The sequence below is a fragment of the Rhodococcus sp. RS1C4 genome, from assembly GCF_002258225.1.
GTDB lineage: Bacteria > Actinomycetota > Actinomycetes > Mycobacteriales > Mycobacteriaceae > Rhodococcoides > Rhodococcoides fascians_E.
Genome location: NZ_NOXZ01000011.1, coordinates 117,572 through 140,736 on the forward strand (window position 1 = coordinate 117,572; position 23,165 = coordinate 140,736).

Sequence of the window (23,165 nt, forward strand, 5' to 3'; positions counted from 1 at the left end):
GTCGGACTCCGATCTCGCCCGCGCCTGGTCCGAACTCGACTCCACTACGACCCCACCCGAGAGAATTCAGCTGTGTCTACTTCCACCAACGAACGAAAGTCCTTGCCGTTCCTCGTCTACGTCCTCGCAATGGGTACGTTTCTCATGGGCACGTCGGAATTCGTCGTTGCCGGACTCCTGCCCGATATCGCCTCTGACCTCGCCATCGGTATCTCCGAGGCCGGACTGCTCGTCACTGCGTTCGCGATCGGCATGATCGCCACCCCGTTGATCTCGGTGGCGGCACTCAAGATGCCCGAACGGACGACTCTCCTCCTCGCGCTCGCCGTCTACTCCGCCGGACACATCGTCGTCGCACTCGCCGACGACCTCTCCATCGTCCTCGTGGCCCGGTTCGTGACCGCGCTCGCAACGGGCGCATTCTGGTCGATCGCTGCATCTGTCGCGTCCCGCATTGCGGGACCGGACGCCAGTACGCGCGCCATCGGCCTGGTCCTCAGTGGCGGCATTCTCGCGACGGTGATCGGGGTCCCTCTCGGCTCGGTCGCCGGACAGCTCGTCGGGTGGCGCGGTCCGTTCTGGATCCTCGCAGTACTCGCCGTGCTCGCGTCGATTCCCATCGCGCGATTCGTTCCCGGCGGTCGCTCGACGTCGACGACCGTGCCGCTGCGCTCGCAGCTCGCCTCAATCGCCACCGGTCGACTCTGGGTTGTGATGGCGGCGTGCGTTCTGATCTCGACGGCCGTGATGTCGACCTACTCGTTCATCGCTCCCCTGCTCACGGAACGCTCCAGCCTGTCCGCCGGACTTCTTCCCGTAGGTCTCGCCGTCTTCGGTGTCGGTGCCGTCACCGGCACTCTCAACAGCGGTCGGTTCGCAGACCGCGCGCCCTACGTCACCGCGCTGACCGGTGGCGTCATCGTCGTGGTCGCACTCAGCTTGCTGAGTGTCTTGTCATCGTTCACTGCGCCATCGATCGTCCTTCTCTCACTCGCAGGCATGGCAGGCCTGGGCACGAACCCCGTGCTCATGTCGATGGCCGTCCGATTCGCAGAGGGCGCGCCGACTCTGGCCACCTCGCTGTGCACGTCGATGTTCAACCTCGGCACCGCCGTCGGCACATGGGTCACAGCGGAGGCGATCAGCGCATACGGACCCGCCGCAATTCCCGTCGTGGGTGCACTGTTCGCAGTGTTACTTCTGGTTCCGCTGGCCACGCTCGTGATCATGGACCGGGCACGTCGGGGTAACGATGATGATGGTGCGTCTGCACCGAAGCACTCGGTCACCGACCACGAAGTGGCGGTGTGCTGACCGATCCGGTCATGAACGCGTCGCGGTGCGGCGGCCCCGTTCGGAACCGTGAGCACCCGGCGACGATCCGGAACTCAGCATGGTTGGGCGTGGTTCGACATCGATGTCGAACCACGCCCGCCGTCCAGTTTCAGAGAGCTCGAAGCGCAGCAGCCCCGCCGTCCACGGCCGACAGCGCGACCGCTGTACTCATCACTGTCGACCTCACACCGATCTCGCCGCGCGTACCCGCGGCGAGATACGCAGCCGCGTCGACGGCGTCCATGACAATGTTGAGTTGAACGAAACGCTATGGTCCACCGAAACTTCCGAGGTTGATCAGGCCAAGTGCCAATGCTGCATTGCGTATCCCAAACATCCGTCCACAGGCGATGGCGGGAGTATCCCTCGATTCCATCCCGAAGACCTCCGCGACGAGGCGTGGCGTGAACAGTTGGGTCGCAGCGACGACGATGCGCCCGGCGATCAATGCCTTCGGCGGAAATGACGACGGAGCATTCAGTGCGGCAGTTGTCGGCATGACGGTCGCTCCCTTCGGTCGAGTGGCAGGAGATCCAGGACGGAAGTCCCTGAGGGTAAAGCATTGTAAGACATACCTTTTCATAACACCGGCGTCTTGTTTCTCCATCTTTCAGAACTGTGAGTCCACCTGCCACCACAATCCAGACAGCGAGTATCGACCAACCGACCCAGTGGTGAGCGCCGCCGAAGTAACTGACGTCGGTGATGGAACGGATCGCAGCGCCGGGCGGGAGTACCTGGCCGAAAACCCGTGCGAGTCCCGGCAGCAAGTCCACGCGGACAGTTGCCCCACTGGTGGAGTTCCCACAAACTGTGGTGCCTTGTTCATGGCTTCGCCGCACTCGAAACCGTCGGTCACGTCCGCAACGTCGACGATCCCGTCACGTCCGTGCTGGCACCGATGGCCGTTCGCCATGTTGTCGGAATGGCCGACGACCCGGACCTTGCCAGGGCAAGGAGCCGACACCGCACTACGGTGGTGGACCGACCGTAGGGGTCACAAACGAGAGCGAGTCTGCTTGCCGGGGGGGCTCAACGAGGATCGACACGGCCTGAGGGAAACAGCTCGGACGCAATCGCGGTCATGGTCCGACGAGCATGGTCCGCGCCGACCGAACCTCCGCCGTATTCGCTCGCGGCCTCGCGAGAGGCGATTGCCACTAAGTAGCGGTGGTCGGGACCGACGAACCCGGTCGACAAATGAATCCAGTCGCCACCCACGCAGCACATCCACCCCTGCTTGACACCGAGGCTGTCCTCATCAGGCAACGCATCAGGAAGTCCAAAACGTTGGTAGTAGCCGTCCGCGCCGAAAGGCGTGAAGTTCTGCAGATTCGAAAGGACAGCAACCGACCGAGAGCGCGAGAGACCACCAGCACCGTCGATCATCGCAGAGTAGAAGGTCACCACATCGTTCATCGTGGTTCGAGTTCGCCACCATTCGTCACCCGGCCGCACCGAAGTGGAGGGCAACCCGTAGCGAGCAGCTACGCGTCCCACGATGTCGGTGCGCCCAAACCGATTCCAGAGTTGCTCGGCCGCGGCATCGTCCGAGGAACGCAGCATAGCGTCGATCTGGGCCCTGTCGCTTCCGCTCAAATCGACCTCACCGCGCTCGTTACGGAACAGGAGATCGTCGGCGATGAAGAGCTTCGACACCGACGCAGTTTCGATCGGCTCCTCGTTACCGTTGGTAGCCTGAATCCCGCTGACCCGGTCCATGAAAGTGATGGACACTCGCGCACCGTTCAGCGCCCCAACCTCGGTGGCAGCGTGCATCCGCGTCTCGATGCGCGCCAATTCGATCCCTGAAACGTCGGTGGCTGTCTCGGCAGATGGTTCCGCACTCTCGACAGCGCCAGGCGCAGCAACCAGATCGGTTGCAACGCAGTGCATCGGTGCCGACACGGACAGCACGAGAACGACGACTGCAGTCAGAGCAGCACGGCCGACTGCAATTCGAGACCCGGCCCAAGCGATCTGCCGGCGCGGTATTTCAGCGCTCTGCACGAGAAGTCCTTACTGTGACGACGGCGGACACCGCGGCGATCGCCGCATATCCGAATGCGATGTGTGGGAGGGCAACGATGCTGGACAAACGGCCGGCGACAAGACTCGGTGCGGCAGCTCCACAATAGGAGAAGAGATACACCGCCGACATCAGGCCTGCACGTTCGCCCCCAGTCGTTTTTGCCAATAACGCGCTGACGGACCCTGTGAACGCCATACCCTGCGCCGCACCGGCGATTACGCCGAAAGCGATGACCCCGAAAGTCGATCCGGCAAGCAAACTTGTTGCGATGCCGACGACGGCAACTGCGAACACGACGATGCCCGCGCGCTGCGCCACGGATGGCGCAAGGCGGGCGGCGAGTGGGCCGCCCAGTGCGTATGGGGCCATGAACGACGCGAAGACCACTGCAGCCACGAGGGTGTTGGTGGTCCCCAGGTCTCGGGCCGCGATCGTGGGGCTGAAGGCCTGGTAGAAACCGCCAAGCGCCCACGTCGCACCGAACACGGCAACAGCGCCCGGCAACAACGGTCGAACCGCCGCGGGAATGGACACGCCAGGACGTAGCGACGTCAATGCTCCCTGTCGCCGGTCCGCAGGGTCATAAGCGAACAGGAGCAGCACAGCGCACACTGCGAGCAGGCCTGCATCGATCACGTAGGTGGCCACCAGGGGTGCCGGAGCGTACTGAGCGAGAGCTCCGGTTCCGAGCGACCCGATAGTGAGCCCCGAGACTGGTGCACCCGCAGCTGCGCCGGCAGCAAGCCAGCGCGGGCGGTTGGGGGCAGTGTCGATGACGTAGGTGGTGAGCGCTGAAGACGCGAGCCCACATGCTAATCCGTGAAAGACTCTGCCGGTCAACAGAATACCGAGGTTCGACACATCGAGCAGGATGAGGCTTCCGATCGCGGCGAGGATCACGGCCGCAATTGCAACGACACGGCGGCCCAGATGGTCGGACAAGCGGCCCATTACTACCAGTGCGATCAGGACCGCGACGAAGTACGCGACCGCGGCCAGCGACAGGTCTTGCGTGCTCAATCCTGCCGCAGCTCGGTATCGCTCGTACAACGGAATAGGGGCCCCGGACGCAGCGAAAACCGCGACGAGCGCCGTTGTTGCGGTCGCGAAAGCGAACGGTTGCGGCGTTCGATCTTCAGGCGCGGTCATCGGCGGCGATGAAAGGCGATTGTCCTAGGGGCATGCACTCGAGTAAACAGAGCGAGCGGCGACCGCGGAAGTCCCTGCTGTGGGGTGTCCTGACAGGGAACCGCTTATCGCGGAAAAGGCCTGGTCACCGTCAGCACCGAACTTGCCACTCGGGAAATTTCACGACACTGTGGAAAGGACAGAGATCAGTGAACACCCCAACACGAGGAGATAAAACAAATGACCACGATCGCAATCATCGGTGCGGGCGAAGGTCTCGGCTCCGCTGTGGCTCGACGCTTCGGACGCGAAGGACTCGCAGTAGCGCTCATTTCCAGGAACCAGGACAACGTCGACCGCATCGCCGGACGGCTTGTCGACGACGGAATTACCGCCCAGGGTTTCGCCGCCGATGTACGGGATGCGAAATCGCTGACGGCAGCACTGGATTCAGCGGCCGAACAACTGGGCCCGGTCGAGGTACTGCAATACAGCCCCGTGCCCGCGAAGGAATTCATGAAGCCTGTACTGGAGACCACTGCCGAGGATCTTGCCGGTCCAGTCGAATTCTCCATCTACGGCCCGATCACGGCTGTGACGCACGTGCTGCCCGGAATGCGCGCGCTAGGGCGTGGCACAGTCCTCTTCGTGAACGGATCGAGCGCTGTTCGTCCCGGACCATCCGTCGCGGGTACCTCGATCGCGTTCGCCGGGGAAAGTGCCTACGCGCAACTTCTTCACGATGCCCTTGCACCCGAGGGGCTCCATGTCGGCCAGTTGATCATTCCGCGGGGAATCGGCGCAGGTGAGCCATCGCACGAGCCGGATGCCCTTGCCCAGTCGCTGTGGGGGATTCACACCGAGCGCAAAGAATTCCGCGTCTTCGTCGCTCCTCTGGATTGAGCTTCGAACCGGCGGTCGAGCGTCGACGAAGGGCACCCTGCCGGTACACCCTTTCTCAGAGACTGGTTCGGTTGCCGTTCGGGGTGTTTCATCGAAATATGACAACTCCAGTGAAGGCATACGCCGCCACCGCAGCCGACCAGCCCCTGTCGCCCACCACGATCGAACGCCGCGACGTTGGGCCCCACGATGTCCGCATCGACATCGAGTTTGCCGGCATCTGCCACTCCGACATCCACACCGCGCGCGGCGAATGGGGACCGATCAGCTACCCCCAGGTCGTTGGACACGAGATCGCCGGCATCATTGCGGAGGTCGGCTCCGAAGTCACCAAGCACGCTGTCGGCGATCGCGTCGGAGTCGGGTGCATGGTCAACTCGTGTGGTGAGTGCGTCAAGTGCGTCCAGGGCCTCGAGCAGTACTGCCTCGTCGGCAACATCCAGACTTACGGCAGCACGGACCGCGACGGCACTGTGACCCAGGGCGGTTACTCCCAGCAGGTCGTCGTCACCGAGCACTTCGTGGTCAAGATCCCTGAGGGCATCGCGCTCGACGCGGCTGCCCCGCTGTTGTGCGCCGGGATCACCACCTACTCCCCCCTCCGCCACTGGGGTGCCGGACCCGGAAAGAAGGTCGCCATAGTCGGCATGGGCGGATTGGGTCACATGGCCGTCAAAATCGCTCACGCCATGGGTGCCGAGGTGACGGTTCTGTCGCAGTCACTGAAGAAGCAGGAAGACGGACTCCGATTAGGTGCCGACCACTATTACGCAACCAGCGATCCGGATACCTTCGAGACGCTCGCGTCGTCGTTCGACCTGATCATCAACACCGTCAGCGCCTCGATCGACCTGAACGCACACCTGTCCCTGCTCGCAGTAGACGGCGCCATGGTCAACGTCGGTGCCCCCGCGGAACCGCTTCCGATACAGGTTTTCTCGCTCATCCCTCACCGCAGGACGTTCGCAGGGTCGGCCATCGGATCAATCGCCGAAACTCAGGAAATGCTCGACTTCTGTGCCGAGCACCATCTCGGTGCCGAGATCGAGGTCATCTCCGCCGACAAGATCAACGACGCCTGGGAGCGGGTCCTCGCATCCGACGTCCGCTACCGATTCGTCATCGATACCGCGACCCTGGTCTGAGTCCTCACTCGACTACGACGCCGACGGCCGGCGCACGCCCGTGAGGTGCTTGCGCCGGCAGTCATTGCCATCGTTGTTCGTGGTATCGGCATTTGCAACGCCCGTGCACGTATGGAATCCGGTGCCGGTCAGGTACGCGGAAGTGCCATGTATTTGTACTCGAGGAACTCGTCGATCCCCACCCGTCCACCCTCGCGCCCCAAACCAGAGGCCTTTACACCGCCGAACGGCGCGGCAGGGTTGGACACGATGCCGGTGTTGAGACCTACCATTCCGACTTCCAGGGCATCCCCGACGCGAAAGCTTCGATCGACATCCTGGGTGAACAGATACGCAGCAAGACCCCACGGGGTGTCGTTGGCGAGACGCACAGCCTCGTCCTCCGAGTCGAACGGCACTATGGCAGCCACGGGCCCGAAAATTTCCTCGAACATGAGGTCAGCGTCGGCCGGGACGTCGACGAGAACCGTTGGCAGATAGAAGTATCCAGGACGGTCCGGCCTCGCACCGCCGCAGATCACCTTCGCTCCTCTGCGGACGGCATCGCCGACGAGATCCTCGACCTTCGTTAGAGCATTCGTATCTACGAGAGGGCCGACTTCCGTATGTTCTTCGACCCCATCACCGAGCGCGAGCGCGCCAAACCGCTCTGCGAGCCGACTGGCAAACTCATCTGCGACCGACCGCTGCACCAGAATACGATTGGCCGCTGTGCACGCCTCGCCCATGTTCCGCATCTTGGCCACGAGCGCGCCTTCGACGGCTCGATCCAGATTCGCATCCTCGAACACGATCAATGGAGCGTTACCGCCGAGCTCCATCGACGACCGCATGACATGGCGAGACGCCTGCTTTAGAAGCAGGACGCCGACCGCCGTCGAGCCGGTAAAGCTGATCTTGCGGGCTATTCCACTGGACATCCACGGCGACACGACAGCCGATGCATCGGTCGTACACACGACGTTGACGACACCTTCGGGTAGGCCGGCCCGAACAAGAATGTCCACGAGTGCGAGGGAAGCGAGCGGTGCGAGATTCGCGGGTTTGAATACCACGGTGCATCCTGCCGCGATGGCCGGCCCGAGCTTCCGCGTACCCATCGCGAGGGGAAAGTTCCACGGAGTGATGAGCACACATGGTCCAACCGGTTCACGAGAGACGATGATGCGATTCTTTCCGTCACCCGTCGTCGTGACGTCACCGGCGACGCGAACTGCTTCCTCGGAGAACCATCGGAAGAATTCGGCAGCGTAGCCGACCTCGTCCCTCGCCTGCCCAATGGGTTTGCCCATCTCGCTGGTGATGATGAGTGCGAGATCCTCCTGCTTGAGCAGTATCAGTTCATACGCCCGGCGCAGGAGCTCGCTTCGCTCGCGGGGCGAGGTCTTGGCCCAGTCCTTCTGGACGCGGCCGGCTGCTTCGATGGCACGCTGTGCGTCCGCCGGTCCTCCGTCCGCGACTGTCGCTATGACGTACCCACTTGCTGGGTCGATGACCTCAAAACGTTCACCGGATGCTGCTTCTGCCCATTCCCCACCGATAAATACGCCGGTAGGGACTGCGGCGATGGCCGCCCTTGCGGGTTGGGACGAACGGCTGTCGATGAGATGGGTAGTCATGATTTTCTCAGCCCACTTTCCGGTGACGGCGTGTCGACCAGTCGCCGATCGTCCAACTCTTGCGCACGCGGCGCGTGTAGGCATACGTCAAGGCAAGGCACGCCATCGTTCAGCAGCATTCTCAGAACGTGTGCAGCACCGCGCGAAAGAACTCTGTGGGTTCGACGGCTTCGATGGCCACGGGCCCCTCGTTGGCCAGGAACTCGTAACCCGTTTCGGCACCGTACTTTTCGCCACCGACCAGCACGTTGCCGTCGAGCTGGAAGAGAATCTCGATCGACGAGAACTGTCCGGCCTCGTAGGTTGCACCTGCGTCTAGGCGGACGAACCCGAGGCGGAGGTTGCGCTCGGTGAAGTTGCCGAGCCACTTGTCCCACACGCCCGTGTCACCCTGCTGGATCCAGTCGTACGCCTCTGGGTTCATGGCGATCACGTCGGTGTACCGCGGAGGAGCGAACTCGAGCTTGCGGCCGGTGGCGTGCTCGAAGATCGCCTGCGAACCGTCCGAGGTCTGCTCCACGCCATTCTCATCGGTGTAGTGGTAGAGCCCCTTCTTGAACACACCCTTCTTGTTCAGCTCGGCGTTGGTCGCCTCACGCTGCGCCACAGAGAGATAGCCGTTGCCGCTGGCTCCACCTGCCTGCAGAACCAGTGTGCGCAAACCTTCCTCACGTTCCTGCGGTCCGTAATGGACGCTTTCCGGGAAGTAGCCGACCCAACCCTGTTCCAGGTAGTCGGTCTCCGAGTACGGCAGCCGGCCCTCGACGACGTAACGGACCTGATCGAAGTCGTGCCGGTGACGTGGAGTTCTCCATCCACCGCTACCGGTGTAGCCGGTGTTCAGGTCGTAGTTGTTGGGCGAGCCGTCCACACCGAACAGCAGATGCTTCTGTTCGAGCTTTCCCTCGCGCATTGTGCCGACGGCTTCTTCACCGGTCTCCGATGCCCTACTCACTCGCATTTTCTGCTCCTTCACCAGGTGACAATCGATCCGAACTTCGTTGACAATATCCCACAGTTCGGGATATTGTCCAGCATCAGCTAGATGCGGGTCACAATCCCGCTGACCACCGAGACACAACACACCGCGACTCCGACAAGGACCGACATGACGACAGCGCTCACACACGCCCCCCAGGATTCGGGAGTTCCCGCTTCGGCGCGCGACTTCAGCGTCGAAGATCGGGTGGTCATCGTGACCGGTGCAGGACAAGGCATCGGCCGTGAGATCGCACGACAGTTCGCTGCCGCCGGGGCTCTGGCCGTTGTTGCAGATCTCGACGAAGCCAGGGCAAAGTCTGTCGTCGGCGAAATCGAGAGCGCAGGGGGCGTCGGGTTGGCCGTGCAGGTCGATGTCGCTGACGAGCAGGCCGTGCGCGCGATGGTCGATACCGTCGTCGCAAAGTGGGGCCGTGTCGACGTGCTTATCAACAACGCATCCGTATTCGCGACCATCGAGAAGGGCCCCTTCGACGAAATTCCCGTCGCACAGTGGGAACACGTGTTGCGGGTCAACATCACCGGGACCTACCTCTGTGTCCGGGCAGTCGCGGCGCACATGCGCAAGGCGGGCTTCGGTCGCATTGTCAACATCTCCTCCGATGCGGTGACCCGTGGCACGGTGAACTACCTGCACTACGTGACCTCGAAGTCCGCACTGATCGGTATGACCAACTCGTTGGCACGCGAGCTCGGCCCCTACGGAATCACCGTCAACTGCATTCGCCCTGGGTCAGTTGCCACCGAGGTCGAAAGAGTCATCAACCCCACCGCCGAGGTGCGCCAGCGCGCGCAGTCGCTTCAATGCATTCCACGCGGAATGGTGCCGACCGATCTCGTCGGAATTATGTTCTTCCTGGCTACACCTGCGTCCGCGTTCGTCACAGGGCAGACGATTGCGTGCGATGGGGGCTACACACACAGCAGCTAGTCCACCCAACGTGCCATCTACCCCGGAGGAAGGCTCGACCATGAGGCAGTATCCCCACCTGTACATCGACGGTCGATGGGTCGAGCCCATCGCACCCCGACAGATCGAACTGATAGACCCCACGCACGAGGAAGCGTTCGCCACCGTCGCACTCGGTGGCGTCGCAGACGCGGACCTCGCGGTCGAGGCCGCGAGGCGCGCATTCGATACCTTCTCCGAGACCTCTGTCGAGAGTCGAATCGCGTTGATCGACCGCATAATCGAGGTGTACGAGTCGCGCCTCGACGACTTCTCGGAGCTCATCGCACGGGAGGTCGGCATCCCGGTCTCGAACCGTGCTCAGGTCGCAGGACCGGCCGACCACATGAAGGTTGCCCGCGACATCCTGCGCGACTATCCGTTCGAGTCGAGGGTCGGCACAGCGATCGTTCGTCGCGAACCGATCGGCGTGTGCGCGTTGGTCTCGCCGTGGAACTGGCCGGTTCAGACGGGAGTCATCAAAATCATCTACGCCTTGGCGGCCGGGTGTACCGTCGTTGCCAAACCGAGCGTCGAATCCGCTGCCAGCGGCGTACTCCTGGCCGAGGTGCTCGACGAGGCCGGTGTCCCCGCCGGCGTGTTCAATCTAGTGAGTGGTACCGGTCGCGAAGTAGGTGACCGGCTATCCCATCACCCCGACGTCGACATGATCTCGTTCACTGGATCCACTGGTGCCGGCAAGCTCGTGGGAGCTGCAGCGGCAACAAGCACTGTGAAGCGGGTATGCCTCGAACTGGGCGGCAAGTCTGCGAACATCGTTCTTCCGGACGCAGACCTCGAGAAGGCCGCACGATGGAACATCCAGCGATGCTTCGTCAACACCGGCCAGTCGTGCCACGCCCCCAGCCGAATGCTGGTGCACGAGAGCCAGATCGAGAAAGTCATTCCGTTCCTCCTCGACGAGGCGGAGCGCTTCCGCATCGGTGACCCACTTGACAGTTCGACCACCATGGGTCCGGTCGTCAGCGCTGCCCAGTTCGCATCTATCCAGGATCTGATCCGGACCGCCATCGACGAGGGTGCCGTGCTGGAAACGGGTGGCGTCGACCGACCGAAGGGCACCGACCGCGGTTACTTCGTGCAACCGACGGTGTTCACCGGAGTCACACCGAAGATGACGATCGCCCGCGAGGAGGTATTCGGACCCGTTCTGGTCGTGCTTCCCTACCGCGACCAGAACGAAGCAGTGAACATTGCCAACGACTCCCCCTACGGCCTCGGTGGTTACGTGTTCGGGGGCGATCTCACGAACGCCAAGAAGGTGGCGAACCGTATTCGCGCCGGACGCATCAGTATCAACGGCGCAGCAACCGATTCCCACACACCGATGGGTGGCTACAAGCAATCCGGCATCGGTCGCTCGATGGGCAGGCTCGGCCTCGAGGAATATTTGGAAGTCAAGTCTGTCTACGGGTTCGACGACGAGGCGAGCGACTTGCCCGCCCTGTTCGGCTGAACACACAGATCAAACAGGAGACCCAGCACATGAGCGACGAAACCCCGGTTCTACTGCACAATTTCGCCAAAGAGAAACTCTCGAGAGGCGAACCCGTTTACTCGATGACCGTACGCCTCGTACGGACGATCGACATCGCCTCGATCGCACATACCGCGGGATTCGACACTGTCTACATCGACCTCGAACACAGCAGCTTCTCGTTGCAGGACGCAGGCCAGATATGTATGGCGTGCAATCATCTCGGCGTCACGCCTTTGGTTCGCGTTCCTGACCTCGATCCGGCGCTCATCGCACGCGTGATGGACTCCGGCGCAATGGGAATTGTTGTTCCGGGTGTTGCGTCCGCCGACGAGGCGCGGGCCGCTGTTCAAGCGGTCAAGCACGCCCCTCTCGGCGAGCGCTCGCTTGCCGGGGCAGCCCCCCAACTGCTCTATCGAACACTGCCGGCCGAGCAGGTCGTGCGCGAGCTGGACCAGTCGTCGATGGTCATCGTCATGATCGAATCTCAGGCCGGTCTCGACGCGGCCGAGGACATCGCGTCGGTCGACGGCGTCGACGTGGTGCTTGTGGGAGCCAACGATCTGAGCGTCGCCCTCGGTGTCGCCGGGCAGGTGGATCATCCGAAAATTCACGAGGCGTACCTGCGAGTCATTGCAGCATGTAAGGCCGGTGGAAAGACTGTGGGAATCGGCGGAATGGGTGGTCGCCCGGACTTGATCCGTCAGTACCTGGAAATGGGTGCCGGCTACGTCTCGACCGGCAACGACATTTCGTTCCTCGCCGGCGCCGCCGTTCAGAAGCGTCAGCAATTCTCCTGACGCGGGAAAGCAGTCACATGCCCACGAAAGTATGTATTTACGGAGCCGGAGCCGTCGGGGGACACCTTGCAGGCCGCCTTGCTGCAGGTGAGGGCGGTCCCCAGGTCTCGGTCATCGCGCGAGGCCCACATCTCGCCGCGGTTCGCGAACGCGGCCTGCGGGTGCGAACCCACGACGGGGAACTGCACTCGCACCCGTTCGCCACCGACCACCCGGGCGATCTCGAGCCACAGGACATCGTTTTCGTCACGGTCAAGGCCCCCACGCTGCCGTCCATCGCCGCGGACATCGCGTCGCTGCTGCACGATGACAGCCTCGTCGTGTTCGTCTCGAACGGAATTCCATGGTGGTACTTCCACTCCCACGGTGGACAGCTGGACGGCACCGATTTACGACGACTCGATCCCGATCTCTCCCTGTTCTCGCTCATCGGTCCCGATCGCTCAGTGGGTGCCGTTGCTTACACCGCGGGAACCGTCGTTGGACCAGGCGAAATCGCTGCCACCAATCCAAGCAACAGGCTGATACTCGGCAGGCCCGACGGTCGAGTCGACAGCCGCTTGGATGCCGTCGCGTCGCTCTTCGACTCGAGCGGGCTCGAAGCAACAACCACCTCGACGATCCGCGACGCCGTCTGGGTCAAACTGTCGATGAATCTGATCGGTGGCGCGCTCGGCGTGCTGAGCAGCTCTGTCATGAAGGACGTCCTCGACAAACCACCTGTGGCAGCGACCGCGTTGACGATGGTGACCGAAAACAGCGCCATCGCACGAGCGCTGGGATGCGAACCGGCCGATCCCGAAGTCGTTCTACGTAAGCAATCGGCGTCGACTCATCTGCAGAGCGTCGTTCAGGATCTACAGGCCGGCCGGCCGATGGAGATCGACGCTCTGTTTCGAGTCCCTCTCGAGCTGGCCGCGCTGGCGCATGTACCGACACCGGCGTTGTCCTTCGTGATCGAACTGGTCATTCAACGAGCACGTGCTGCGGGACTCTATCGCGACCCGGCTTGAACCGTCGACCCACCCCTACCACTGTCAATTACGGAGATCGCACCCATGCGCGCAACGTCCGACACGATCACTCTGCTCACCCAGTACTACACGGCCATGCAGAAGAACGATCCTCGACAATTCGCAAAGTACTACGCAGAGAACATGACTTTGACGTTCGGGAACAGCCCTGAAGTCGTTGGGCGGGACAACGTCGTCTCGGCCTTCACCACCGCGCTGGACAGGGTCGAATCACTCGCACACGATCTCGTCAACGTCTGGGAAGAGGACGGAGGCGTCGTCTTCTTCGAGTCTCTCGGTCGTTGGACCTTGCGCGGCGGTGAGGTCGTCGAGATCAAGGCCGCCTCCAAGATCACCATTGTCGATGGGAAGTTCGTGGACCAGAGAATCTATGTGGACAATGCACCTGTAGACGAGGCACTGCTGCGAGAGTCGGCGACATTGGACAGCGGAAAGAAGATTCACTGATGACCGGAGAGCACCGCGAGTTTCAGTCTCGCCTGATCGTCACAGGCCTTGGCAACGATGGCCTTTCAACGATCATGAGTGACGGTCCGACGACCGACCGCCTGGTAGCCGACGGCTACACCCGGAACCACCTGTGGCAGGGAACCGAGGTTCCGACTCCGGTTACGGCTCCGAACGGCCCTCCGAGCGCCGCCGTGATTCCGCCCCCGCCGGCCGGATACAACTACGTAATTACCGCTTTCGCCCCAGACAACGAGTGGGATTACGAAGGCGGCTACGCGCGAATCTTGGCGGAATCGGGCGCAGGCGATGCGGTCGACTCGACAGACCCCCCGGGGATGCACACGACGGACACCATCGACATCGTCACCGTCATCTCGGGTGAGGCATGCGTCGTACTCGACACCGGCGAGACGGTCATGCGGCCGGGCGACACCATCATTCAACGTGGAACCAAGCATGCGTGGCGAAATCGGACCGACGAATTCTGTGTAGTCTCCGCTGTGCACATCAGCGCGACTCGCTGACTCATACCGACCCGAGATTCCGGTTCCGCTGGGCGGAGCCGGAATCTTTTGTCCATCAACGTGACCGAAGCAATCGAATCCAGGGTCGGTACCCGGCACCCGAGATCTTGCTCCTTCACCACCCGCACGGCGATATTGCTGGACAGATCCCACCAGACTGTTGACTATTTCCCACATGGCAGGATATCTTCAATGATGTGAGTGCCGTCACTTGCGTAACGCCAGCAAGTGTCAGCCCTCCAACGACGCGTAGACCATCAGGCAGCGCGGCCACTGCCGCCCGCCCCGGTGCCCGCGTTTCACAGTAGAACGTGTCGCTGCCGTGACAATCACGGCTGCACCCACACTGTTGCCGAAGACCGACCGCAAGACCGGACATCGACCGATGAATGCGAACTTCCGCGGCACAGCCCATTCATTACGAAGGAGAATTTCTGTGTCCGACAAGTTGGACTCCACGCGGGTCACGACCGCTCAAGGTAGTCGCGAAGACCCCAGAACGTTTCTGTTCCGACTGACGCTGATCGCCAGTATCGGCGGGTTGCTGTTCGGCCTCGACACTGGCGTGATCGCAGGTGCATTGGTGTATCTACGCGACGACTTCAATCTTAGCGCCGTCAGCGAAGGGCTGGTCGTCACCTCGCTGCTGTTTCCCGGCGCGACAGCAGGTGCACTCTTGGGCGGTCCGATCGCAGACCGCTTGGGACGCAGAAAATCATTGGTCATCGCTGGCTTCATCTTCATTGTCAGCACAATCGTCTGTGCTCTCGCTCCGACGGTCGCAATTCTGGTCGCAGGACGAATTGCCCTGGGTTATGCCGTCGGAGTCGCATCCGTGGTCGTCCCGCTTTATCTCGCCGAGATGGCACCGGCGTCGCAGCGAGGCCGCATCGTCACGATGAATCAGTTGATGATCACCGTCGGACTATTCTTGGCCTTCGTACTCAACGCGCTACTGGCAAACCTGGTCGACAGCTCAGTTGTGTGGCGCTACATGATCGGCATTGCCGCTATCCCTGCCGTCGCCCTGTTCTTCGGCATGCTCGCGCTACCCGACACCCCTCGTTGGTATGCAAGCAAGCAGAGATGGGACGAAGCAAAGAATGTGCTCCGACGTGCCCATTCGGCAGACCGGGTCGAAGCCGAGTACGAGCAGATCTCTTCAATCGTGGAAGACGATCAAATCAAGGGCAAAGTGTCCGTCCTCGCCGTACTCAGCAACGAACCGTGGATGAAGCGCCTGATTATCGTCGGCATCATTCTAGCGGTTGCTCAGCAGACCACAGGAATCAACGTGGTCATGTACTACGCACCAACAGTCCTGGAAACGTCCGGCCTGACCAGATCCGCCGCGCTGCTCGCGTCCGTCACGGTAGGCCTTGCGATGATCATCTTCACTATCATCGGAATGTGGATCCTCGGCCTTATGGGACGACGCAAGATGATGATGTTCGGTTTCGTCGGTGTCGCGGTGTCACACTTCGGTCTCCTGGTCACGTACATGATGCCCGAATCCACCGTACGTTCGTACCTGATCCTGCTGTTCATGCTGTCGGTCACGGGCTTCATGGTGACCTTCCTCGGAACGACGGGCTTCCTGGTGCTGTCCGAACTGTTCCCCCTGCCTATCCGTGGGTTTGCCATGGGTGCCTCTCTGGGCGGGCTCTGGATTGCGAACTCACTCATTTCGTTCCTCTTCCCGATCCTCGCGGAGCGGTTCGGGTCAGTGGTGGTGTTCGGCGGATTCATGGTGCTGAACGTGCTCGCCGCACTGTTCGCGTTTCGGTTCATTCCCGAGACCAAGGGGCGCACCCTCGAAGAAGTGGAAGTCGAGATGCGAGCCCGCGGCACCGCGTCCAGTTCGTAACCTGACGCAGAGCCGACCTTTCTCACTCACCTAACAGAAGGCGAATGCCCAAAATGACTGAACGCAGATTTGCCGGAAAAGCCGTATTCGTGACGGGATCCGGCAGCGGAATCGGCCGCGCAACCGCCTTGGCCTTTGCGAGCGAGGGCGCGGACGTGGTTCTGGCCGACATAGATGCCGCCGGAAATGACGAAAGCGCCAGGCTTGCAGCCGAACACGGCGGCCGAACGATAGCCGTGCACTGCGACGTGTCGTCCTCCGCCGACATTCGTAGCGCCATCGAGCGGACCGTCGCCGAATTCGGACGGCTCGACGTCGCATTCAACAACGCAGGCATCGAACAGCCGGCCGCACCACTGGTCGACATCGAGGAAGACGAGTGGACACGGCTGATCGACATCGATCTGCGAAGCGCTTTTCTCTGCATGAAGTACCAGATTCCAGCGATGCTCAAAAACGGTGGTGGATCCATCGTCAACACGTCGTCGGGAGCAGGTGTCATCGGAATTCGAGGGCAGGCCGCATACGTCGCTGCCAAGCACGGATTGATCGGACTGACCAAGTCCGCCGCGCTCGACTACGCTGACCAGGGAATTCGGGTCAACGCGGTCTGTCCTGGCATCATCGAGACGCCCATGATGGACAGGTTCTCGGGCGGCACTCCTGAAGGCAGGGCTCGTGTGATCGGCCAGGAACCCGTGGGACGGATGGGAACCGCCGCCGAGATCGCGTCTGCGGTTCTGTGGCTCTCGTCAGACCTCGGAAGCTTCGCGACCGGTCATGCAATGGTGATCGACGGAGGCCAGACCGTAGGAATCTGATCGACCTCCCAGTATCACGAATCGCCGTCAGACTATGTGAGAGCACATAGTCTGGCGGCGATTTCCGTTGTGTTCTCGAAAGCTTCGATCACAGGGAGGTCGGGACCGGCCCCGCCCCGTCTGCGGCGTCGGCTCGACTTTGTATATCGGCTACCCCGTCCGAGATCTTCGACGCTGCGAGCTTCACGGCCGCCACCGCCCGCCGCACGTCGACGTCGCGCCGCTCGTTCACATCCCACGCCACCCCCACACTACCCAGCGCCGTTTTCTGCCCAGTGAGAACGGGTGCCGCAACGCCGCAGACCCCAGGGTTGAACTCCCCCACTGTGACAACGAAACCGTCTTTCTTGAATGCACCCAAAGTCGCACGGAAGGCGGTCCACGAGTCACCCAGACCCGCCTGCTGAATTTGCTCACGTTGACGCGGGTACAACGCCTTCAGGCGGTGATGCGGAAGGTAGGCCAATATTATTTTCGACACCGCTCCTTGAAACAACGGACGCCGTTCGCCGCGAGAAAAACGGTTGGCCGGACTGAGCGGAGCTCGGTACTCACCGACACAGAGGACCGAGTCACCAAATGGTCGACACAACAACGCCGAGTGGCCGATGTTGTCGACGAGATCCTCGAGCACACCACGGCTGGCCAGCAGAAGAGGATCGGTCTCACGAATCTGGCGATCCATCTCGATGATGCGGGGGCCGAGAGCGTACTGCCCGTTTCGCACAGCGGCGATCAACCCGGCATCGTTCAACGTCTTGATGTACCGATATCCCGTCGAACGAGAAGTATCGAGGTACCCGAGAATCTCGGCAGTGGACCACATGGGCTGGGCTTCACTGAACAATTGCAGGATGTGGAGCATCTTCTCCAGACTGCCAGCCGTGTCCGGGCTTTCCGCCACCTCATCGACGTCATTCGATGCATGAGACTGTGCCATCGTTCGAGTCCGACCCGTTTCTTCCGTCGTTCGCCGCGTACCGCTCATCCTAGTGCTTGGACCGTCATGGCGTGTAACGCCGCACGGTCGAGCGGTCAACAAAGGTTTAGCCAGTGATGCTGCCTACTTTTCCGACAGGGTAGCTCCAAAAATGCACTATAAGGCGTATATTTGTAAGCAATGCTGTCTACTAAAGAGGAGGATCGCGTGGACGATCGGGTCGATGTACTTCGAGAAGACATCGTGCTGTTCAACCGAGCAATTCGAACGAACGTCGCCGGCCACCTACTGACACCCACCCAGCTTCAGACCCTTGGGAATCTCGACCGCATCGGTGCAATGAGCGCCCGTGAACTGGCCAAAGTGGAGCGGGTGACACCGCAGACGGTGGCCAGGACGGTCACACTCCTGGAAGAGCGCGGACTGGTGACACGCATTCAAGACCCCTATGACGGTCGCGCGCAAATCATCTCGATCACCCGCGAGGGTAAGGCCAAGCTCGGAGCCGATCGTCGCAAGCGCGACGAGTGGTTGGCGACCGCACTCGACACGCATTGCAGTGCCGTGGAACGCGACGTACTCTTCGCCGCCGGAGCCCTGCTGCGCCGCCTGTCGAGCGCGCCTGTCGTCAGCGACGGCGTCGACGATCGGGCGGTGCGCGAATGACGCGGAGTACCGAAACAGGGCTGACGCGAACATCGGTTCCCTTCAGCGTCCGAGGAGCGGCCGCCACCGGAACCGTGCTTCAACCGCTCAACTCGTCCATGATCGCTGTGGCCATCGTCGGAATTGCAGCCCAGTTCGGCCCGAGCGCCAATGTCTCGTGGGTCATCTCGGCTATGTACATCACAACGGCAGTCTGCGCGCCGATGGCGGGTCGCTTGGGATCGATGCTCGGCGCTCGTCGCGTGTTTTTGGCAGGTTTGGTTTTCGTGGCGTTGGGTTCCGTCTGTGGTGCCTTCGCACCGAACATCGGGACGTTGATCGCATCGTACGTCGTTCTCGGAGTGGGTATTTCGGCGCATATGCCCAACGCAATGACCATGGTGCGTGCTTACGGAGAACTGCACGGGCAGCAAACCCGCACCGCGCTCACCACCATCGTGATGTGCGGGCAGTCTGTTGCTGCGCTCGGCCCGACAGTCGGGGGGCTTCTGGTAGGAACGTTCGGCTGGCAGTCGATCCTCTGGGTGAACCTTCCCGTCGTGGTCATCAGCGCGATCGCAGTGCTATCGGTCGACGTCGGAGACGAGGGTCGTTCGACAGTGTCCGTGCGAGAGGCACTCGGAGCCATGGACGGAATAGGGATCGCGTTCTTCGTTACCGCAGTGGCGTCGTTGATGGTGTTTCTGGCGTCGATCGCAGACACAGCCCGATGGTGGATACTCCCCGTATCCTCGGTCGCGTTCGTGCTGTTCGTCGTATGGGAACGTCGCACGATGCAACCGTTCTTCGACGTACGCACACTCGCCCAGAACCGTGCGCTGGCCGCGACCCTGGGCGGTGCGCTGATCACGTACACGTGCTTCTACTGTGTGTTTTTCGGTATTCCACAATGGCTGCAGGCGTCTCGGGGAATGACACCCATCGAGACCGGCCTGACCATGCTGCCGGTCGCCGGAGTCACCGTCCTGTCCACGGTGCTCGGAGCCCGCGTGTACGGCCGGTTCGGCGCGCGACGCACCCTTCTCGCCGGCACGGTGATGATGCTCGTCGGTGGCACTCTGATCGCCACCGTCGAGTCCAGCACCGCCCCGATCTACGTACTCCTTCTGGTCGCCGCGGTACTCGGAATTCCCAACGGCTTCCATAACATCGGCAACCAGAGCCTCATCAATGCGACGACCTCGGTCGACGATGTCGGCACCGCTATCGGGATGTACCGGACCATCGCCTTCGTCGGAGCAAATCTTGCGGTGGTCGTACTCCAGATCACTGCAGGTCCGGTTGTCGACGACGACGGCCTGCACCGTACAGGTGTGTTCATCATGGTCTGCGCCGCAGTCGTACTCGCGGGGTTGCTCGCCTACCGTCGAGCGGCGACGTCACGAGGTTGAGCACAAAAAGCGGGCCCTTTCCGTTGATTACGGAGTTACGCAACACAATCGACGGAAGGGCCCGCTTGTGCGGTCAGCGAGTCGTCACAGCTCCATGTAAACGCACTTGGTGTAGAGGTAGTTGTCCATGTGGGCAACGTTGCCTTTGGCTCCGTATCCGCTCAACTTGGTGCCGCCGAAACCGACCATGGGATCGATGTAGCCGTAGCAGTTCACCCACATCGTGCCCGTGTGCACCCCACGAACCACTTTCATGGCGGTCGACAGACCCCGCGACCACACTGCACCGCCGAGCCCGTAGTCGCTGTCGTTGGCAATATGAATGGCCTCGTCCACGTCGTCGAACGGGAGAATGGAGAGCACCGGTCCGAAGATCTCCTCGCGCGCGATACGCATATCGTTCGACACACCGCCGAACACGGTCGGTGCCATGAAGTAGCCGCTGCCGAGATCGCCGCCCAATCGCTCGCCGCCACGGAGCAGTTCTGCTCCTTCCTCACGACCGATGTCGGTGTAGGCCATGACCTTGTCCAACTGAGGCTGCGAGATGATCGGGCCCAGGGTGGCCGCGTCGTCGAGGCTGTGTCCGACTCGGATCTCGTCCATGTACTGCAGGAGTCGTTCGGTGAACTGATCGACGATGGACCGCTGAACCAACACACGCGTTCCGGCGAAACAAATCTGACCGGAGTTGGCAAACACACCCATGGCGGCACCTGGTACCGCCTTGTCCAAATCTGCATCGGAGCAGACGATGTCAGCGGATTTTCCACCGAGTTCGAGCTGCAGGCCTTTGATGTTTACGGTCGACGCCTTGATGATGTTGCGGCCGGTCTGCGTCGATCCTGTGAACGCAATTCGGTCGACGTCAGGATGACTGGCCAGCGCGTTGCCTGCATCTTTGCCCAAGCCAGTGACCACGTTGACTACGCCGGCGGGAACGCCCGCCTCGTGCAGTATTTCTGCTGTTCTCAGAACGGATAGCGACGCGTCCTCGGATGGCTTGAGGACGGTGGTACACCCACTGGCCAGCACCGCGCCGATGATCCAGAACTGACCACCCAACGGACCGTTCCACGGGATGATCCCCCCGATGACACCAACTGGAGCTTTCAACGTCATGGTGGCGATGTCGCCAGGGATGCCGTTCATCAAGGTACTACCGGAGATGTTTCCCGCTTGCGTCGAAAAGAACGACAACATCTTCATCAAGGCTGCCTTGGAGTTGCGCAACCTCGTGACCGGGGCACCCATGTCCAGCGCCTCGATCTGAATCAGTTCGTCGAAACGGTCGTCCATCATGTGCGCAACACGCGTCAACAGAGCTTGACGTTCGTAGGGCGACCAGGTGCTCCACTGACCGTGGAAGGCGCGGCGAGCCGCGACCACCGCCCGGTCGATGTCCGACTCGCCGCCTGCTCCGATCCGGGCGAGTATCTCGCCCGTCGACGGATTGACGGTTGTCAGAGTCTCTCCGGAATCAACCGGTACAATGCGCCCGTCAACGAAGGGGTGGTGCACCTCTCGTGCCAAGAAACTCTGTGCATTATCCAAAAGTACAAAATTCTGGAGATCCGTACTCACTTGCATCCTCTCGAAAATCTCCGACGACACCGCGTCGGTCGGCGGAGCCTCAACCAAATTGACGGTTCTGTATTTCGGACGCAGACTCTGCATACATGGGCCGAAACTGATTCGCGTACAAGAATTTCACATCTCGGAGCCCCTCCGGCGGATGTACGCGGACGCTCGGGTGGAACTTGGTTTGGAACCAGTCGGCTCGACAAGAGTCCTATCGAGCCGACCGGGGTCTGATACACCGGGTCATACTGGGGTGAGCGCAGTCCGTAGCGCGCTCACGATGGCATCGGTGACGGCCTTGGTGCTTGCTGTGCCACCGATGTCTCGGGTAAGAACTCCCCCAGCGGTGGTGGCTTCGATGGCGGCTTCGACCTGCCTCGCCTCGGCGTGGCGTCCGAAGTGATCGAGCATGAGGGCTGCGCTGGCGATCGCACCGATGGGGTTGCTGATGCCTTTGCCTGCGATGTCGGGGGCTGATCCGTGGACGGGTTCGAACATGCTCGGATAACGGCGTTCGGGGTTGAGGTTGGCACTCGCTGCGATGCCGAGGCTGCCAGCGAGTGCAGACCCGAGGTCGGAGAGAATGTCAGCGTTGAGGTTCGACGCGACAACGACGGACAGTTCTTCAGGGTGGAGAATGAATTTCGCGCTCATCGCATCGACCAGAACGCTCTCCGTGGCAACGTCGGGATAGTCCGCTGCCACTCGACGGAAGACCTCGTCCCACAGCACCATGCCGTACTGCTGGGCGTTGGACTTCGTGACCGAGGAGACTTTTGCGACAGTACGAGTGCGCGCCAGATCGAACGCGAAACGCATGATCCGCTCGCAACCCTTGTCGGTGAACAAAGACGTCTGCAGTGCCACCTCGTTACCGAGTCCGCGTCCACCAAGGTTGCGTCCACCGAGGCCTGCGTATTCGCCCTCACTGTTTTCTCTGACGACGACCCAGTCGAGTTCTGTGTCGTCGGCCTTGCGTAGCGGGGATTGCACTCCGGGCAGAAACTTCACCGGTCGCACATTCGCCCACTGATCGAAGTTCTGTGTGATGTTCAGACGCAGACCCCACAGACTGACGTGGTCCGGGACGTTCTCCCACCCCACGGCACCGAAGTAGATGGCGTCGTAGGCTCTCAGTATCTCGAGCCCGTCGTCTGCCATCATTTTTCCTGTCTTCGCGTAATATTCGCTACCCCAAGGAAACTCGTTCCATTCGAAGGCGAACGCACCGCCGGAGTGTCCCGCCACGACGTCAAGTACTCGCCTGCCCGCGTCCACCACCTCTGCGCCGACACCGTCGGCAGGGATCGATGCGATCCGATACGTGGTCGATTGCGACCCCACAACTACCTCCGATGTCAGACAGATCACGCTTGGTCCACTAATTAAGACTGCGCAAGCTGCCCCCGTCCAATACCAAGTTCCGATGCCCCTCATAGGCTCGACCAATAGGAAGGGTTCGACCGCAGCTAGACTGCATCGA

The 23,165-nt window shown here is 61.6% G+C and carries 22 protein-coding genes; 13 read left to right on the forward strand and 9 right to left on the reverse strand.

The features are described from left to right. Positions 1–72 precede the first annotated feature (72 nt). Positions 73–1,314, forward strand: coding sequence for an MFS transporter (locus tag CH289_RS04110; protein ID WP_256977004.1), 1,242 nt, complete (start codon positions 73–75; stop codon positions 1,312–1,314). Between the two features lie 130 nt (positions 1,315–1,444). On the opposite strand, the gene CH289_RS28640 is transcribed toward CH289_RS04110, so the two are convergent. The 4 genes from CH289_RS28640 to CH289_RS04125 form a co-directional block, all read right to left on the reverse strand. Beyond that, on the reverse strand, positions 1,445–1,579 hold the full coding sequence (locus tag CH289_RS28640; RefSeq protein WP_256977005.1) for a hypothetical protein: 135 nt from the start codon (positions 1,577–1,579) through the stop codon (positions 1,445–1,447). A gap of 24 nt (positions 1,580–1,603) precedes the next feature. Further along, positions 1,604–1,834 (reverse strand): hypothetical protein, encoded by a 231-nt coding sequence (locus CH289_RS28645; protein ID WP_256977006.1) that lies wholly within the window; start codon positions 1,832–1,834, stop codon positions 1,604–1,606. A 533-nt stretch (positions 1,835–2,367) separates the two neighbouring features. Continuing rightward, complete coding sequence (locus CH289_RS04120; RefSeq protein ID WP_094727340.1) at positions 2,368–3,345, reverse strand: serine hydrolase; 978 nt, start codon at positions 3,343–3,345, stop codon at positions 2,368–2,370. Further along, positions 3,332–4,516 carry an MFS transporter gene (locus CH289_RS04125; RefSeq protein WP_094727341.1) on the reverse strand — a complete coding sequence of 395 codons (1,185 nt, stop codon included), beginning with the start codon at positions 4,514–4,516 and terminating at the stop codon, positions 3,332–3,334. Before CH289_RS04125 ends, CH289_RS04120 begins: the two co-directional genes overlap by 14 nt. A 219-nt stretch (positions 4,517–4,735) precedes the next feature. Between CH289_RS04125 and CH289_RS04130 the strand changes: the two genes are divergently transcribed. Together CH289_RS04130 and CH289_RS04135 are read left to right on the forward strand one after the other, a co-directional pair. Beyond that, positions 4,736–5,398 (forward strand): SDR family NAD(P)-dependent oxidoreductase, encoded by a 663-nt coding sequence (locus tag CH289_RS04130; RefSeq protein ID WP_094727342.1) that lies wholly within the window; start codon positions 4,736–4,738, stop codon positions 5,396–5,398. A gap of 98 nt (positions 5,399–5,496) precedes the next feature. Further along, positions 5,497–6,543 carry an NAD(P)-dependent alcohol dehydrogenase gene (locus CH289_RS04135; RefSeq protein ID WP_094727343.1) on the forward strand — a complete coding sequence of 349 codons (1,047 nt, stop codon included), beginning with the start codon at positions 5,497–5,499 and terminating at the stop codon, positions 6,541–6,543. A 128-nt stretch (positions 6,544–6,671) separates the two neighbouring features. On the opposite strand, the gene CH289_RS04140 is transcribed toward CH289_RS04135, so the two are convergent. Together CH289_RS04140 and CH289_RS04145 are read right to left on the reverse strand one after the other, a co-directional pair. Further along, positions 6,672–8,162: an NAD-dependent succinate-semialdehyde dehydrogenase gene (locus CH289_RS04140; protein WP_094727344.1), complete on the reverse strand. Its 1,491-nt coding sequence runs from the start codon at positions 8,160–8,162 to the stop codon at positions 6,672–6,674. 121 nt (positions 8,163–8,283) lie between these two features. Then, complete coding sequence (locus tag CH289_RS04145) at positions 8,284–9,123, reverse strand: hypothetical protein (RefSeq protein WP_094727432.1); 840 nt, start codon at positions 9,121–9,123, stop codon at positions 8,284–8,286. Positions 9,124–9,270: 147 nt separating this feature from the next. Between CH289_RS04145 and CH289_RS04150 the strand changes: the two genes are divergently transcribed. From CH289_RS04150 to CH289_RS04185, 8 genes are all read left to right on the forward strand, one after another. Further along, complete coding sequence (locus CH289_RS04150; protein ID WP_094727433.1) at positions 9,271–10,092, forward strand: SDR family NAD(P)-dependent oxidoreductase; 822 nt, start codon at positions 9,271–9,273, stop codon at positions 10,090–10,092. 40 nt (positions 10,093–10,132) lie between these two features. Beyond that, a complete protein-coding gene (locus CH289_RS04155) occupies positions 10,133–11,587 on the forward strand; it encodes an aldehyde dehydrogenase family protein (protein WP_094727345.1) in 1,455 nt (484 codons plus the stop codon). Positions 11,588–11,616: 29 nt separating this feature from the next. Further along, positions 11,617–12,408, forward strand: coding sequence for an HpcH/HpaI aldolase family protein (locus CH289_RS04160; RefSeq protein WP_094727346.1), 792 nt, complete (start codon positions 11,617–11,619; stop codon positions 12,406–12,408). A gap of 17 nt (positions 12,409–12,425) precedes the next feature. Continuing rightward, positions 12,426–13,421, forward strand: coding sequence for a ketopantoate reductase family protein (locus CH289_RS04165; RefSeq protein WP_094727347.1), 996 nt, complete (start codon positions 12,426–12,428; stop codon positions 13,419–13,421). A 45-nt stretch (positions 13,422–13,466) separates the two neighbouring features. Continuing rightward, positions 13,467–13,889 carry a nuclear transport factor 2 family protein gene (locus CH289_RS04170; protein WP_094727348.1) on the forward strand — a complete coding sequence of 141 codons (423 nt, stop codon included), beginning with the start codon at positions 13,467–13,469 and terminating at the stop codon, positions 13,887–13,889. 74 nt (positions 13,890–13,963) lie between these two features. Next, complete coding sequence (locus tag CH289_RS04175) at positions 13,964–14,416, forward strand: cupin domain-containing protein (RefSeq protein ID WP_179276718.1); 453 nt, start codon at positions 13,964–13,966, stop codon at positions 14,414–14,416. Between the two features lie 436 nt (positions 14,417–14,852). Continuing rightward, a complete protein-coding gene (locus CH289_RS04180) occupies positions 14,853–16,283 on the forward strand; it encodes a sugar porter family MFS transporter (protein ID WP_256977008.1) in 1,431 nt (476 codons plus the stop codon). A gap of 53 nt (positions 16,284–16,336) precedes the next feature. Next, complete coding sequence (locus CH289_RS04185) at positions 16,337–17,104, forward strand: SDR family oxidoreductase (RefSeq protein WP_218828444.1); 768 nt, start codon at positions 16,337–16,339, stop codon at positions 17,102–17,104. A gap of 88 nt (positions 17,105–17,192) precedes the next feature. On the opposite strand, the gene CH289_RS04190 is transcribed toward CH289_RS04185, so the two are convergent. Continuing rightward, positions 17,193–17,969, reverse strand: coding sequence for an IclR family transcriptional regulator (locus CH289_RS04190; RefSeq protein WP_179276719.1), 777 nt, complete (start codon positions 17,967–17,969; stop codon positions 17,193–17,195). Positions 17,970–18,251: 282 nt separating this feature from the next. Between CH289_RS04190 and CH289_RS04195 the strand changes: the two genes are divergently transcribed. After that, on the forward strand, positions 18,252–18,710 hold the full coding sequence (locus CH289_RS04195) for a MarR family winged helix-turn-helix transcriptional regulator (RefSeq protein ID WP_094727352.1): 459 nt from the start codon (positions 18,252–18,254) through the stop codon (positions 18,708–18,710). After that, positions 18,707–20,101 carry an MFS transporter gene (locus tag CH289_RS04200; protein ID WP_094727353.1) on the forward strand — a complete coding sequence of 465 codons (1,395 nt, stop codon included), beginning with the start codon at positions 18,707–18,709 and terminating at the stop codon, positions 20,099–20,101. The genes CH289_RS04195 and CH289_RS04200 overlap by 4 nt, the downstream gene beginning before the upstream one ends. A gap of 84 nt (positions 20,102–20,185) precedes the next feature. Here CH289_RS04200 and CH289_RS04205 read toward each other — a convergent pair whose 3' ends face one another. Then, positions 20,186–21,634, reverse strand: coding sequence for an aldehyde dehydrogenase family protein (locus tag CH289_RS04205; protein ID WP_256977011.1), 1,449 nt, complete (start codon positions 21,632–21,634; stop codon positions 20,186–20,188). Between the two features lie 291 nt (positions 21,635–21,925). After that, positions 21,926–23,026 carry a tartrate dehydrogenase gene (locus CH289_RS04210; protein WP_256977012.1) on the reverse strand — a complete coding sequence of 367 codons (1,101 nt, stop codon included), beginning with the start codon at positions 23,024–23,026 and terminating at the stop codon, positions 21,926–21,928. Positions 23,027–23,165 lie beyond the last annotated feature (139 nt).

Bases quoted from the DNA above. Each gene is read 5' to 3' on its own strand.
- CH289_RS04170 (WP_094727348.1), top strand. From the start codon at position 13,467: ATGCGCGCAACGTCCGACACGATCACTCTGCTCACCCAGTACTACACG.
- CH289_RS04130 (WP_094727342.1), top strand. From the start codon at position 4,736: ATGACCACGATCGCAATCATCGGTGCGGGCGAAGGTCTCGGCTCCGCT.
- CH289_RS04135 (WP_094727343.1), top strand. From the start codon at position 5,497: ATGACAACTCCAGTGAAGGCATACGCCGCCACCGCAGCCGACCAGCCC.
- CH289_RS28640 (WP_256977005.1), bottom strand. From the start codon at position 1,579: ATGGACGCCGTCGACGCGGCTGCGTATCTCGCCGCGGGTACGCGCGGC.
- CH289_RS04155 (WP_094727345.1), top strand. From the start codon at position 10,133: ATGAGGCAGTATCCCCACCTGTACATCGACGGTCGATGGGTCGAGCCC.
- CH289_RS04140 (WP_094727344.1), bottom strand. From the start codon at position 8,162: ATGACTACCCATCTCATCGACAGCCGTTCGTCCCAACCCGCAAGGGCG.
- CH289_RS28645 (WP_256977006.1), bottom strand. From the start codon at position 1,834: ATGCCGACAACTGCCGCACTGAATGCTCCGTCGTCATTTCCGCCGAAG.
- CH289_RS04200 (WP_094727353.1), top strand. From the start codon at position 18,707: ATGACGCGGAGTACCGAAACAGGGCTGACGCGAACATCGGTTCCCTTC.
- CH289_RS04150 (WP_094727433.1), top strand. From the start codon at position 9,271: ATGACGACAGCGCTCACACACGCCCCCCAGGATTCGGGAGTTCCCGCT.
- CH289_RS04175 (WP_179276718.1), top strand. From the start codon at position 13,964: ATGAGTGACGGTCCGACGACCGACCGCCTGGTAGCCGACGGCTACACC.
- CH289_RS04165 (WP_094727347.1), top strand. From the start codon at position 12,426: ATGCCCACGAAAGTATGTATTTACGGAGCCGGAGCCGTCGGGGGACAC.
- CH289_RS04125 (WP_094727341.1), bottom strand. From the start codon at position 4,516: ATGACCGCGCCTGAAGATCGAACGCCGCAACCGTTCGCTTTCGCGACC.
- CH289_RS04160 (WP_094727346.1), top strand. From the start codon at position 11,617: ATGAGCGACGAAACCCCGGTTCTACTGCACAATTTCGCCAAAGAGAAA.
- CH289_RS04145 (WP_094727432.1), bottom strand. From the start codon at position 9,123: ATGCGAGTGAGTAGGGCATCGGAGACCGGTGAAGAAGCCGTCGGCACA.
- CH289_RS04190 (WP_179276719.1), bottom strand. From the start codon at position 17,969: ATGCTCCACATCCTGCAATTGTTCAGTGAAGCCCAGCCCATGTGGTCC.
- CH289_RS04185 (WP_218828444.1), top strand. From the start codon at position 16,337: ATGACTGAACGCAGATTTGCCGGAAAAGCCGTATTCGTGACGGGATCC.